Source organism: Flavobacterium sp. FG19 (assembly GCF_057809475.1).
This window is the reverse complement of record NZ_JBMDKA010000052.1, coordinates 1-16,901: the sequence shown is the minus strand read 5'-3', so window position 1 is coordinate 16,901 and position 16,901 is coordinate 1. Positions and strand designations below refer to the sequence as shown.

The window sequence follows — 16,901 nt, the reverse complement described above, 5'->3', positions numbered from 1 at the left end:
ATGCAGAAGCACTTCAGGCAAGACTGGCAGCAGAAGCCAAAGCCAAAGCGGATGCTGAAGCATTACAGACCAAACAAGCCGAAGAAGCACGTCAGGCGAAATTAGCAGCTGATGCCAAAGCGAAAGCGGATATGGAAGCAGAGCAAGCCAGATTATTAGCAGCAGCCAAAGCGAAAGCAGATGCCGAAGCAACAGAAAAACTAAGAGCCGAAGAAGAAATAAGACAATTAAAAGCCGAAGAAGAACGTCAGGCAAGATTAGCGGCAGAAGCTAAAGCGAAAGCCGATGCCGAAGCAGCAGCAAGAGCGGCAGCAGCAAAAGATGAAACTGCAAAAGCAATTGAAAGTCTGACACAGTCAATAGAGAGTTCAGGAAAAGCACAGAATGATTTATTAGACCAGTTTAAAGCTACGGTTGCCAATAAACAAAAAGACCTGAATGACTTAAAAGAAGAAAACGACTTAAGTGAAAAAGGTATTTACAGAGAGCCAAAACCATTTAAAAGTGTAGCGGCAGAGAACAGTCAGTTAGAAGCTTTAAAAGTACAGTTGGCAGAAGCCAGTAAAGCTCAAAAAGATGAAATTGCAAAACTGACGAATCTGTATAATGAAAGACTGAAAAAGGTTCCAAATAAAAATGATGCTTTAAACAAAGCTTATCTTGAAAAGATCAATCAGTTAAAAGCAGCGCAGCTGAAAATGGAACAGGAGGGAGCAGCATTATTAGCTGATCTGGAACGTATTAAAGCAGAGACGGAAATTGAGAAAAAACGTAGAATTAAACGTGCCGCTTATGAGAATGATCAGGGAAGATATGCACAGGATCTGGCCGCTCTTAAACGTATAAAGGAAACGACGAAAGTAAGCAGTACACCTTTAACAGCAAGTGATTTTGATTTTGGTGAAGACCAGTCAAATATGCAGATTATCAAGAATATCAAAAATTCTGAAAACGGTTATTATTTGATTCTTGCGGTTCATAACAGTGTAGAAAAAAGAGATCAGTTTTTAACGAAAGCAGTTGCTGCAGGACTTTCAGATGTTAATTTCTTTTATAATGTAACAACAAGTAAATATTATATCTATTACGAAAAATTCGATGGCTTACAAGAGGCTACAAAGGCACTGGAAGCGAAAGGAAACAAACCATACAATGGCAAGATGGTAATCGTAAAAGTGGAGAATTAATAAAAGTTTATTTAAAGTATAATATAAGTCAGGCCTTCTTAGATTTTTAAGAAGTGAGTTTATAAAAAGAGTTTAAAGCGCTCGAATCTGATTCTTTAATGCCCCTTAGGGAATCAGACCAAAAGCCCAATAAAGTAAATACCATGAAAAAACCTACTATTCTAAAAATTGCATTATTATTTTTGTTGTTTTTACAATGTGTTGATGTGACCTCCCAAAACCTGAAACCATTCGTTAGGCAGTATAACCAGCAGCTTAAAGGAGATATTCTTGTTATTGGAAATAACATATTAAACCGACGTGAAACGGACAGAAGAGGAAATGTTACCAATGGACCGAATACGGCTTACAACGGAACTGGTTTCAATGGCGATTTTGATATGCGCTATATCAATATTGATAACGGAGCTACGAGCGGTATTTTCAGCTCCAGTAGTGCTACTCTTACGGTGCCTAATAACCGTGCCCCTGCGGCAGCATGTTACAGAATTGCTTATGCTGCGTTATATTGGTCGGCTACCCTGAAGTCGCCTGCAAGCAGAACTAATATTAACAAGGTAAAAATTAAGGTTCCTAATACCTCTAACAGCAATTATCAGGATGTAACCGGAACGGTTATTCATGATATTGTGAATTATGCAGATGGTATTAATCCTGATAATACACAGGCCTATGCCTGCTTTGCTGATATTACAAGCTTATTGAGTGAAACGAATCCTAACGGGGTCTATACTGTTGCCAACGTAATATCAAGTGAGGGATCAAATGGAGGAACTGGTTTATCTGCCGGATGGTCTCTGTTTATTGTATACGAAGATTCAAGTTTACCTTCTAAAGCAATTTCTTCTTTTAACGGTTTTACTGCCAGAGCACAGGGAGGAGGACCTAATAATACCGTTATTACAGGTTTTACTACAGTACCAACCGGACCAGTTCAGGCAAGGTTTGCTTTTGCAGCTCTTGAAGGGGATTATGGATATAGAGGAGATTATCTTCAGATAAACGGTACTACTATTACGCCGCCTACAAGACCTTTACAAAGTAATACGAGCAACTTTTTTAATAGTTCGATTAATACTTTAGGGGCTCCTTTTACAAACAGGGTTCCTAACAGTACGAATACCCTCGGTTTTGATACCGGGGTTATTGATATTGACCCTTCGGCTAATATTATTAAAAATAATGACACTTCAGCTACTATAACACTTGGAACAAGTCAGGATATTTTCATTTATTATTTTACAGCATTCTCAGTTGATATTATTGCACCGAAAATAGTTTTAACAAAGGCCGTTAAGGATGTTAATAATATTGATGCCAGTAATAAAAATGTTACCCTGGGCGAAGAGTTACGTTATGAATTAAACTTTCAGAACTTAGGTAATGACAATGCGAAGTCATTTACAATAACCGATCAGCTGCCAATTAACACTGATTTTAATTTCCCTGCCGATATTATGTCACTTCCTACCGGAATGACAATGGCTAATGTTGCCTACAATACAACTACAAGAACACTGACCTTTACCGTTCCAAATAGTATGGTGGCGAGAAACCAGCCGGATTATACTATTCGTTTCAAAGTTAAGGTGGTTGATGATTGTTCTAAATTAACAGATGCGTGTTCAAATCTGATTAGAAACTCTGCTTATACAAGTTACGTGGGTGACCTTGGAGCTGATCCGTCAAACCCAATGGTGTATGGAGATACCAGTTATTCTTCGACAGCAGGGTGTAATGTTGTGCCTCAGTCAACGAACTTCCTGGTAGGTTTAGATGCCTGTAAAAACAGAAGACAGGAGATTTGTTTGTCCAGTATGACTATTTCGGCATCCGGAGGTTATAAATCCTATTCCTGGTCTACCAGTTCAACGGGTTCTCCAGTTATTGGAACATCTCAAACGCTTACGGTAACACAGCCTGGTACTTATTATGTATACAATACGGCAAACCCGCCTTGTATCGATTTACAGGAAATTATTACGGTAGTTGACGGAGGTGGAGTTAGAACTAATCCAATTATTCCTTACGCTGACAATAAACGTGCTGACGGAACAATTGAAGGATGTCCTATTGATGGTAAACCATTACCAAAAATCTTCCTTTGCGGTTCTAATGATTCCAGAGCAATTAACTTGAATCTTACCGGAGCTACAATTGTCTGGGAGAAAACAAACTGTGTCCGACCAACACCAGCAGAACTTTCAGAATTATGTGCCGATGAAAGAACTTCATGTGTATGGTCGCCAGCCGGAGCAAACGGATCTCTTTTTACAGTTACTGATGCAGGTTATTACAGAGTAACCATAAGTGCAGGCGGCTGCGTAAACCGTTACTATTTTAACGTATATAAGAGTGATGTTTCTATAGAGGAAACGCACAAAGATATTTTATGTAACAGGGAAGGTTATATCAGAGTTGATGCTCTTACCGGTTTTGAATATAACTTAACCAATGTAGCTACCAATGTTTCCAGAGGATGGCAGGACAGTAATAACTTCCCGATTTACGTTGGCCAGGCAGGTACCTATGTTGTAAGTTACAGACTTAAAAATGTAAATCCAACCTGTACCTACAAAACCAACCGAATTGAAATTCGTGAATTAAATTTAGCAGCTACAGTTACGAATCCTAATGAACAGCCGCTTTGTTATGGTAATAAGGGAAGTATTGTAATCAGCGGTACCGATGGATTCCCTGCTTACTATTTCAGACTTTATGATAATGGAGCTGTAGTTCAGAATGTTGGGCCTTTTACTTCAAGAGTTTATACATTCGATAACTTAAATCCAGGAAGAACCTATCAGGCTGAAGTATATACTTTAGACGAGAACAATGCGGTTCAGTGTACAGCCAGCGGTTATAAATATATAAACAACCCGGCATCAGAAATTGCACTTTCTTCTATTGTTGTAACTCCGCTTACAGCATGTAACGAAGGGATGTACAAAATTACGGCATCGGGAGGAACGGCTAATTATGGAGAATATTCATTCTTTGTAAACGGTTCTACTACACCATATGCTATTTCAACCAATGATAATACAGATCAGAACTCCATTTTACTTTCTACACCTACTCCGGGCAACTATACTATTGTAGTGTATGATCGTAATAAATGTTCTAAAACGTTAGTATTAAATGTTCCGGATTTCCCAAAACCAACTTATACAGTTGTACCAACAAGCAGTACTTGTTATGATGGTACTTCAGAAATCAGAATCAATTTAACCGGAACAACCAGCTATACTATGGGGTATAGCATCAATAACGGAGCTTCATATCAGGCAAGTAATGTTTTCTCTGGTTTAGCGCCCGGAGTTTATAACGTTAAAGTAAGATACAGTATTACTTATGCGATAACAAACTGGCCTTACACAGAAACCAAAACTTGTGAAGATCCTTCACAGTCTGTAACGATTACAGGTCCAACTTCGGCTGTTACAGCATCTGCTGGTGTAGCTTCGCTTGCAGGATGTACATTACCTGACGGAACTGGTGTAAACCAGGGAGGTAAATTACGTATTAATAATGCACAGGGAGGAACGGCTCCGTATCAGTATAGTTTTGATGGCGGTGTTACCTGGCAGGCTTCAAACGAAAAAGATGTTTTACCAGGAACGTATAATTTAGCAATCAGAGATGCTCTGGGCTGTATTTATGTAATTCCTTACGACATTATTTTAGATCCAAAACCAACAGATCCTGTGGTTAAGGTTGAAGACCCGGTATTTAACTGCGACGGAACAGCAACAAGTACGGTTACCGTAACGAATGGAACATCTAACAACTATACATACGAGTATTATATTGATAATACTCCAAATACACCAATAACCAACAATGTATTTACTAATGTTACTTCAGGATCACATACGATCACTGTAAAATATAAATTAAATCAGGTTCCTACTTACAGTAACTTATTAAGAGAAGATTTTGGAAGAGGGCCGGATACTACAACATCCGGTATTCACCCTGCATACTGCTGGGAAAAACAGGATTATATCGAAGATTGCGGTATTGGAGGTTATATGCCTATTTTAATGAATGACGGAGAATATACCGTTACTAAAGGTTTGATACCAGAACATGAAAATGGCTTTAACTGGTGTTTACCAAAAGACAATACAGCTGTAATTAACAATACACCACAGATAACTGACGGTAGATTCCTTGCCGTGAATGTTGGAGGAGTTGTGCCTATTGGAGGTGTTTTATACAGAAAAACAATCAATGATGTTATACCAAATCAGGATATACAAGTTTCATTGTATATGCTTAATTTGTTAAAAACAACTAATAATCTGCCTGCGCCAAATTTAATTATCCAGCTTCAGAAAAATGGAGTGGCGCTTCCTGGTGCTTCAAAAGATACACCATCTATACCTAGAGATGAAAAATGGCATAGTTCTACGGAGTTAGGAAATGGTCAGATATTAACATTAAACCCTGGAAATAATACCTCACTTGATTTTGTTATTTTATCACAAAGCCAGGTAATTGATGGAAATGATTTAGCGGTTGATGACATCTGGGTACGTCAGATTCCGGAGTCTTGTATTGCTCAAAAAGATACTCCTATTGAAATTCCAAGAGATAAAGGATTTACAGTTTCTGACCCTGTTGTAACGAATGTTTCTTGTAATGGAGGTAATACGGGTTCTATTAGTTTTACAGCTTCAAACTTTACAGGAAGCTACCAGTATTCTATTAACGGAGGTACATGGCAGACTGTTACGACAGCTACTACCACTCTTAATAATTTAGCAGCAAATACCTATACAATTGTTGTTAGAAGCAGTGCTGCAGGAAATTGTTCAAGAACATTAACAGCAGTAGTAGGAACACCAACTCCGGTAACCGTAACTGCAAGTGTTACCACACAGGCAACCTGTACTACGGGAGCTACTATTACAGCAGTAGCAGGTGGTGGAACAGCTCCTTATGAATACGAATTAAGAGCAGCAAACGGAACTACGGTTCTTGTTGCTTTCCAGAGTTCAGGAGTATTCCCTGGACTTGGAAACGGAACCTACACAGTGGTGGCAAGAGATGTAAGACTTTGTCTTTCTGCGGTAACTCAGGGTGTTATTGTTAACAGACCTACACAGCCTACCGCTTCATTAGCGACAACATCAGACTTATGTTATGATGCAGTAAACGGTGCCACTTTAGTAATTACAGCAACCGGAACCGGAACTTTAAGTTATAGTTTAAATGGCGCACCGGGAGTAAGTACGAATACTTTTGCTGTTGGACCGGGTACACATACTGTGGTTGTTACGGACAGTAATGGCTGTACAGCTACTGTTTCGGGTATAATCATTAGTCCTACACTTACTGCAACTCCTCTGGTTACCAAAACATTAGATTGTAACACGACAGGAGCTACAGTTCAGGTGGATATAACAGGAGGTAAATCTCCTTATAGTTATAGAGTTAAATTAGGATCTGGTTCATATGGTTCAAGTACTGCTGTTACCGGAAGCAGTTTTAACTATGCTGCTGCGGGAGCAGGAACTTATACTTTTGAAATTTCTGATTCAAATACTCCAAATGCCTGTACAGTAGAAACTACAGCTACTGTTGATGCTATTTCAAATCCAACGGTTACTGCAACTCCAGTGCAGATTGCCTGTAACGGTGGATCTACAGGAGAAGTTACTTTAAGCGCTTCAGGCGGTTCTGGAGGTTACGTTTATAGTTTTAACAACAGTGCTTTCACAACTACAATTAAATACACAGGATTACAAGCAGGTATTCCTTATAAATATCAGGTAAGAGATAACAAAGGCTGTTTATCAGCCGAAGGTACTATTACCTTAACACAGCCAACAGTTGTTGCCGGAACGATTTCTGCAACAGAAATAAAATGTAACACTGCAGGTACTGAACCTGCGGTGGTTACTGTTACCGGTTCCGGAGGAGTTGGAGGTTATACGTACAGCTTCAATGGTACTTCAAACTTTACCACTGTAAATACGCTTTCAGTAAGTACAGCTCAGACCGTGACGGCTTATGTGAGAGACAGTAACGGATGTCAGGCGGGACCATTTACGGTTTCAATAGCCGCATTAGACCAGATTACAGGTATTAATTTAACTGACAGCGGTTATGACTGTTCTACAACGCCTGCGGGAGGACGTGTAACTATTACAGCTGTCAAAGCAGGAAGTCTAAGCAACATTTCTTATAGAATTATTTCAGGGCCGGCCGGATATAATACAGCAAGTAATACTACAGGGGTTTTTGCTCCATTAGCTCCGGGAAGTTATACTTTTGAAGCAAGAGACACAAACACTACTTGTTCGAGAACTATTTCTCATACCGTTACAGGTACTGTTGAGATCGTTGCAGGTGGTTCTGTTGTAACTCCGGTAAGCTGTAATGGCGGAACAGGAAATATTCAGTTTACGGTTACAGGTGCAAAAAGCAGTGGTTACGATTATGTAATTAGAAATGCAGGAGGAACTGTAATACAGCAGGCAAACAATGTTGCAGCAGCTACAACAACCATTACTGTTACTTCGGCTGTTGCAGCAGGTAGTTACACAATAACGGTTACTGACCGATTAACAAAATGTACAGCGACTTATACTGTTACATTAACACAGCCAGCGGCGGCGGTAAATATTACGTCGGCTACTGCTACAAAAATCAATTGTAATAAAGATACTGCCGATATTACCGTAACGGTTACCGGTGGTACGACCAGTTATTCTTATGCAGTTGCGAGAGCAGGAGATCCTGCACCAGGAACAGCGGCTTATGGCACAAGTAATGTATTAACAGTAGATACAAATAGTGGAGCAGACCTAAACTGGGTAGTGTATGTAAGAGATGCTAATAACTGTCCAGACACAGAAACAGTTAGAATTGATTCTGATCAGGTACCAGGTGTTACAGCAATTTTAAATAACCAGTGTGGTGCTTCAGGAAGTAATTTTACTATTACAGCTACAGGAACAGGTGGAGTAGGAACTTTACAATATGGTATTAATGGTCTAACAGGAGCATTTAGTACAAATAATGTATTCAGCGTTGCAGCTTCTGCAACTCCTTATACGGTTTGGGTAAAAGATGCTAACGGATGTACAGCATCAGCTTCACCAATTACTGTTTATCCACAATTAACAGCATTAGCTGCTGTTAAAGAACTCGATTGTTCTGCTTCACCAGATGCCAGAATAACTATTACAGCAAGTGGAGGAAGAAGTCCATATACTTATGCAGTTTCTTCAAATGGCGGGACTTCATATACTGCAATGGCTTCTAATGTATATACAGCTTCATCGGCTGGAACTTACCTAATCAGAGTAACAGATGCAAATAGCTGTACTTTTGTAGTAACAACTCCAATACAGTCAATTTCAAATCCTACGGTTACGGCTGCACAAGTAAATGCTACTTGTAACGGAGCAGCAAATGGTTCAGTTACTTTAACAGGAGCTGGCGGATCAGGAGGTTATACTTACAGCAATGCTTTAGCAGGAACGTATACCACAACAGCTACTTTTACAGGTTTAGCACAAGGAACCTATACTTTCTATGTAAAAGACAGTAAAGGCTGTACAGGAAGTGTTAATGTAACTATTACACAGCCAACAACATTAACTGCTACAGCAAGTGCTCCTGCATTTACTTGTAATACGTCAAATGTTAAACAGTCTACAACAGTTACTATTGCAGTTCCAACAACTGGAACAGCACCATATCAATATAGTTTTGAAGGGGGAGCATTCTCTTCTACCAGAACTTTTACAGTAACTGATAACGGATCAGACAGAACAATTAATTACTCAGTTAGAGATGCTAACTTATGTACTTTTAACGGTTCAGTTTCAATAGCAAGATTAAACCCTCCAACTATTGCTTCTATATCAGGAAGTGCCGTTACCTGTACAGCAACAAGCAGTACCGTTCAGGTAACCAGAACAGCAGGAACAGGAGTGGGAACTTTAGTATACAGTATTACAGCACCAGCTTCATCAGTGGCTAGCAATGGTACAGGAACATTTGCTGGATTAGCTCCAAATGTTACTTATACTTTCAGAATTACAGATGCCAGCGGATGTTATGCTGAGCAGTCTTACAGAGTAGAACCTGTTATACCAATTGCTATAACTGGTACAAAAAATAATGATGCAAGATGTAAAGGAACAGCAACAGGAAACGGAACGTATACGGTTTCAGGTTTAGCTACAGTAGGTAACTACATTTATAGCGTAGCACCGGCAGCAGCAGGAGCTTCAGTTACCAAATCTGGCAATACCCTTACACTGGCTAATGTAGCAGCAGGAACGTATACCATTACCGTTACTGATAGTGCTACAGGATGTACAAGTAACGCTTCAATTACAATTGGAGAGCCAGCTCTTGATGTTGATGTTACGGCTACAGCAACTAATATTAACTGTAATAATGATAATGCTGTTATTACAGCAGTAGGATCAGGCGGAACACCGGCTTATACTTATGCAGTAGTAAAAGCAGGAGATCCTGCTCCGTTACCGGCAGCTTATACATCAAACGATAAATTAACGGTTGATAGCAACAGTGGTGCGGACATGAACTGGGTGGTTTATGTAATGGATGCTAACGGATGTACTGATTCAGTTACCAGATCTATTTCAGGAGATTTACCTCCAACAGTTACGGCTGTTTTAGGAAACCAATGTTCAGCTTCAGGAAGTAACTTTACTATTACGGCTACCGGAACAGGCGGAGTTGGTACTTTAACTTACGGTATCAACGGTCCTACGGGAGCTTTTACAACCAATAACGTATTTAACGTTGCTGCTTCAGCAACTCCTTATACGGTTTGGGTAAAAGATGCTAACGGATGTACAGCTTCAGCTGCTTCTATTAGAGTTTACCCACAATTAACGGCTATCGCCAAAATAACCAAAGAATTAGATTGTTCTGCAACCCCTGCGGCAGCTATTACAGTTGACATTACGGGAGGAAGAACTTCTTATACTTACAGAGTAGATTCAGGAAGCGGATACGGTTCAAGTGTTGCTGTTACAGGTTCACAGTTTGTGTACACAGCGGCAGCGACAGCAGGAACATATAATTTCGAGATTACCGATTCTAATACTCCAGGCTGTACTGTAATAGTTTCAGCTACAGTTGCGACTATAACAAATCCAACTGTTACAGCTGCACAGGTAAATGTTACTTGTAACGGAGCTGCAAACGGTTCCGTTACTTTAACAGGAGCTGGCGGATCAGGAGGATATACTTACAGCAATGCTTTAGCAGGAACATATACCACCACAGCTACTTTTACAGGTTTAGCACAAGGAACACATACTTTCTATGTAAAAGACAGTAAAGGATGTACAGGAAATGTTACTGTTACTATCACGCAGCCAACAACATTAACAGCTACGGCAAGTGCTCCGGCATTTACTTGTAATACGTCAAATGTAAAACAATCAACAGTTGTTACTATTGCAGTTCCAACAACAGGAACAGCACCATATCAATATAGTTTTGAGGGAGGAGCATATTCTTCTACAAGAACTTTTACAGTAACTGATAACGGATCAGACAGAACAATTAATTACTCTGTTAGAGATGCTAACTTATGTACATTTAACGGTTCGGTTTCAATAGCAAGATTAAACCCTCCGACTATTGCTTCTATTTCAGGAAGTGCGGTTACCTGTACAGCGACAAGCAGTACCGTTCAGGTTACCAGAACTGCAGGTACAGGAGTGGGAACTTTAGTATACAGTATTACAGCACCAGCTTCGGCAGTGGCTAGTAATAGTACAGGAACATTTGCAGGATTAGCTCCAAATGTTACTTATACTTTCAGAATTACAGATGCCAGCGGTTGTTATGCTGAGCAGTCTTACCGAGTAGCACCTGTTATACCAATTGCTATAACTGGTACAAAAAATAATGATGCAAGATGTAAAGGAACGGCAACAGGAAACGGAACCTATACGGTTTCAGGTTTAGCTACGGTAGGGAACTATATCTATACAGTAGCGCCTGCAGCAGCGGCATCTTCAGTTACTAAATCAGATAATACTCTTACATTGGCTAATGTAGCAGCAGGAACGTATACCATTACAGTTACTGATAATGCTACAGGATGTACAAGCAATGCTTCAATTACAATTGGAGAACCAGCTCTTGATGTGGATGTTACGGCTACAGCTACTAATATTAACTGTAACAATGATACGGCTATTATTACAGCAGTAGGTTCAGGCGGAACACCAGCTTATAGTTATGCAGTAGTTAAAGCAGGTGATACTGATCCTCTGCCGGCAGCTTATACATCAAATGATAAATTAACGGTTGATACTAACGGTGGTGCCGATCTGAACTGGGTTGTTTTTGTAATGGATGCTAACGGATGTACCGATTCAGTTACCAGATCAATTTCAGGAGATTTACCTCCACAGGTTACGGCAGTTTTAGGTAATCAGTGTAGTGCTTCAGGAAGTAACTTTACTATTACGGCTACCGGTACAGGCGGAGTTGGTACTTTAACTTATGGAATCAACGGTCCTACGGGAGCCTTTACAACCAATAACGTATTTAATGTTGCGGCTTCAGCGACTCCTTATACCGTTTGGGTAAAAGATGCTAACGGATGTACAGCTTCAGCTGCTTCAATTAGAGTTTACCCACAATTAACGGCTATTGCCAAAATAACCAAAGAATTAGATTGTTCTGCAACCCCTGCGGCAGCTATTACAGTTGACATTACAGGAGGAAGAGCTTCTTATACTTACAGAGTAGATTCAGGAAGCGGATACGGTTCAAGTGTTGCTGTTACAGGTTCACAGTTTGTGTACACAGCGGCAGCGACAGCAGGAACATATAATTTCGAGATTACCGATTCTAATACTCCAGGCTGTACTGTAATAGTTTCAGCTACAGTAGCTCCTATTACAAATCCGGGTGCCACTATTGCTTCACAGGTAAATGTTACTTGTAACGGAGCTGCAAACGGTTCGGTAAGATTAAGAGGAACTGGCGGATCCGGAGGTTATACTTATTCGGCTAATGCTGCGGGACCATTCTCTTCAACAGATACGTTTACAGGTTTAACACCGGGAGCTCATACCTTCTATGTAAGAGATAATAAAGGGTGTCAGGGAACTATTGTAGTTACTATAACAGAGCCTACACCATTAACAACTACAGCAAGTGCTCCGGCATTAACTTGTAATACAAGCAATGTAAAACAATCAACAGTTGTTACTATAGCAGTTCCAACAACTGGAACAGCACCATACGAATACAGATTTGGAACAGGCGGTGCTTATTCAGCGACAAGAACTTTCACAGTAAACGATACAGGATTAGACCAGACTATCACTTACTCTGTTAAGGATGCAAATGGCTGTATTTTTACTAATACCGTTTCAATAGCAAGATTAAACCCTCCAACTATTGCTTCTATTGCGGGAAGTGCTGTGACTTGTTTGGCAACAGACAGTACAGTACAGTTAACTGCAACGGCAGGTACAGGAGTGGGAACTTTAGTATATAGTATTACAGCGCCAGCTTCTGCAGTAGCTAGTAATGCTACAGGAACATTTGCAGGATTAGCTCCAAATGTTACTTATACTTTCAGAATTACAGATGCCAGCGGTTGTTATGCTGAGCAGTCTTACAAAGTAAATCCTGTTACGCCTATTTCTGTAACGTCAAGTGTGGTAAGTCATGTGAAATGTTTTGGAGATGATACAGGAAGTGCCAGATTTGTAGTTTCAGGTATTGCTGCTGTTGGAAACTATACTTATACATTAACAGCAGGATCACTGGGAACAGGAGCATTTGCTCAGTCAGGAAATACACTAACATTAAGTGGTGTAGTAGCGGGAACTTATACGGTTCAATTTACGGATCCGGCTACAGGATGTACTACAAATGGTACTGTTACTATTGTAGAACCTACAGCAGCATTATCGGCAGTATACGCTACAGTAAATGCCAATTGTAATGTAGGAACATCAAAAGTAACGGTAACGGCATCAAACGGAACACCTGCTTATAAATATTCATTTGTAGCAGATGGTGCGGCAATAGGAACTTTAACAAGTTCAAATGTTGCGAATTTAGATCCAACAGTGAGTCTAAACTGGGATGCTTATGTGGTAGATGCCAATGGATGTCAGATAAAATTAGATATTACAATTGCGAGAGATAATGCACCAACGGTGATGGCTTCGGCTGTAAACCAGTGTTTAGGAGTTGGTACTTATACGATTACAGCTGTAGGAACAGGAAAAGCACCGTTAACTTACAGTATCAATGGTACTTCATTTGGTACTTCTAATACCTTTACAGTAACGGCAGCAGGTAACTATACAATCTGGGTAAAAGATGGAAACGGATGTACAGCTCCAACGCTTACTCCGCTTACAGTAAACAGCCCATTGACTTTATCTGCTCAGTTAACAAAAGATATTACATGTTCAGGTTCTACAGATGCTGAAATTAGATTAACAGCAGGCGGAGGAACAGGAGCAGGAACCTATACTTATACTTACACTAGTGTACCAGCGGGTGCACCGGGAACTTTTACCGGAAATGTATTTACAACAGCTGCGGCTGCAAACTTTACTTTTACAGTAACAGACGGAAGAGGCTGTACAACTACAACAACAGTTCCGGTAACCACAACAGTTACCGTTACTCCGGATGTAAGTGTAAGCCTTGGAGCCGCAATTGGATGTAACGGAGATTCTTCAGCTTCATTAAATGTTACAGTTGATCCTACCAAAGGGCAGGCACCGTTTGTGATTAATGTTCATAATGATACTTTAGGTATTGACTATGGTACACAAACATCTGGTTTACGTGCAGGTACGTATACCATAACAGTTACAGATGCTAAAGGCTGTACTGATATTGAAAACATCAATATTTCTGAACCACTACCATTAACGGTAATTTCTGATAAAACGGATATGCAGTGCGATACTAGTGTTGGTGGAATTTCTAAAGGAGAGATCATCATTCAGTCAGTTACTGGTGGTGTTGGACCTTATGATTACTATGTAACAGGTATTAACGGATACAGTGCAGAAGCACATGGTATTCCGGGTACTACCGTAGTATTTGAAGTAGTGGACTTTGGTTACTATCAAATTAGAGTGGTAGATACTAATGGTTGTCAGGAATTCATTAAAGACGTTCTGATCGCTGCTCCGGTGACAGGACTTGGAATTACAATTAATACAAGTGCAGTCTGTGGACCTGCAGGTGGTTCGGCAACAATTACCGTGAACAGTGCTTATGCAGGAGCAGGACCATTCCACTTTAATATTTACAGAGGATCTACTCCGCCTCAAGTCTGGACAGCAGACGGTGTTGACGGATGGCAGGGAGAAACTTCTCCTGGACAAACAATCTATAACGGATTGACTCCTGGAGTATTATATACTTTCATTGTATATTCTGAAAGTACAGGATGTTACTACTTCCAGGCGGCTCCTGGTCCGGTACCTACAAGTTCAATGCTGGAAGTGGTAAATGATACTGCCAGCAATATTACTTGTAAGAATGCTGCAGACGGAAGTGCTACTTTTGCTATCAGAAATAATTACCCTGCTGCATCAGTAGACGTTACCTATTCTGTAAGTGAGGCATTTACGAACGCACAAATTATTGCACCAACAACAATTAGTGGTTTAGCTGCAGGTGCAACTTCAACTGCGGTAACTTTAGGACCATTGGCTGTAGGTACATATTATATATTAGTAGAGGAAACAGCGGGGCCTAATGCAGGCTGTTCAGTTGTTTCGGATACCTTTAATATTGAAGAGTCAGCTGTAGCGTTGTCTCTTACAGCTTCGGCGACAACAAAAGAAGACTGCGATAATTTAGCGATTATTTCAGCTCAGGCAAAAGACGGAACAGGACCTTATACTTATCAGGTTGTTCTTTCTGGAAATGCTCCTGTAACGGCTGACTGGGTAACGGCAAATACGTTTACCAGACCAGGAAGTGTAGCAGGTATTGCATACGATGTATATGTAAAAGACGCTTTTAACTGTATCCAGCATGTACCAGTGACGGTTTACAAATATGCTGATCCAACAATTGACCTGCCAGCGCCACTTTGTTACAACGGAAGTGTATTTGCAATTAATATTACCGGAACAGTAGATGCTACTATTGTGGGAGGTGCTACTTACAGCGTAAACGGAAGTACTTATCAGACTTCACCAAGTTTCACATTCAGTGAACCAGGATTATACACTTTATCTATAAAAGATGGTAAAGGCTGTGTTGCTAGTGTACCGTATACAGTAGAACCAAAATTAGAATTAGACGTGCAGTTAACCAGAGAGTTAAGCTGTATTGCAGGAAGTGAAGATGCACAATTTACACTTACACCTTCAGGAGGTCATGGTTCTTATACTTATACTTATAGATTAAACGGAGGAGCAGTTACTCCAACAGGAGCGGTATTAACGACAGGTGCAACAGGTACTTATGTGTTTACAGTAACGGATGCAGAAAATTGTACAGATACATTTACTATTGACTTAGATCCTATTCCGGCTATCGTATTTGATCCGATTGTAACAAACGTAAACTGTAATTTAGGTACCGATGGAACTATCACAGTAGATGTAACTGGTGGAGTTGGACCATTTGAGTTCCAGCTTGAAAGAGGGGCTGTTATAGTTCAGGCATTCCAGTCATCAAATGAATTTACAGGTTTAACGGCTGCTACTAATTATGTGGTTACAGTACGTGATGCTAAGGATTGTATCCTTACTGCACCGGTAACGATTACACAACCTACCGCTTTAACCGCTGCATCTTCTATAACGACAGATTTAGTATGTACAGCAGGTAATGTACCATCTGTAGCTGTGGTAACCGTAGTGCCTGCGGGCGGTACAGCACCTTATGAATACAGCTATGATGGCGGAACTAACTATTCTGATGACGATACTTACGAAACGACTGCAGGACAAACTTTCGATATTATCGTAAGAGACAGTAACGGTTGTATGTTTACTATCACCAACGGAGTTGATGTTCCGGCATTGAACCCGCCAACGGACTTAACCATCGTAACAAGCATTGCTGATACTTGTATCGCTGATGCTACAGTTGAGATTACAGCGCACGTTGGAGGAGTTGGAATATTAGAATACGAGATTATTTCTCCAATTACAGTGGCTAAACAAACCACTACAACATTTGCGAACTTAGCTCCGGGTACTTATGTATTCCAGGTAACAGATGCTAATGGTTGTACCTATACAGAGTCGCATACAGTAGCTCCGGTAACCAATATTACGGTTTCAGGATCAGTTACGGCTAATGTTTCTTGTAATGCGGGAAATAACGGTTCAGCAGTTTTCACAGTGGCTGATTATGCTGCTGGTTATACTTATACGTTAACAGCAGGAGCAGGAACCCTTACTCAGTCAGGTAATACAGTAACCGCTTCAGGTTTAGTGGCAGGAACGTATACCCTTGAAGTTGTTGATACAGCTACAGGCTGTACTAATGATGTGACTGTGGAAGTAACAGAACCTACGGCCTTATCATTGTCATTGGCTTCTAATGTAAATGCAAACTGTAATTCAGGTGCAAAAGTAAGCGTAACTGCTGCAGGCGGAACAGCTCCATATGAGTATTCATTTGTAGTGGCATCAGCAGCAGGACCTGGTACATTTGGCAGTTCAAATGAGGCTGAGTTAGACACAACAG

General features: G+C 40.4%; 1 protein-coding gene and 1 pseudogene. Both read left to right on the top strand.

The window, feature by feature from the left end; all coding sequences use genetic code 11:
• Positions 1-1,187, top strand: a pseudogene (locus tag ACODST_RS27075) (PorP/SprF family type IX secretion system membrane protein); the annotation flags it as partial.
• Positions 1,188-1,330: 143 nt separating this feature from the next.
• A partial coding sequence (locus tag ACODST_RS27070; RefSeq protein WP_488935217.1) for a hypothetical protein occupies positions 1,331-16,901 on the top strand: 15,571 nt, incomplete at its 3' end.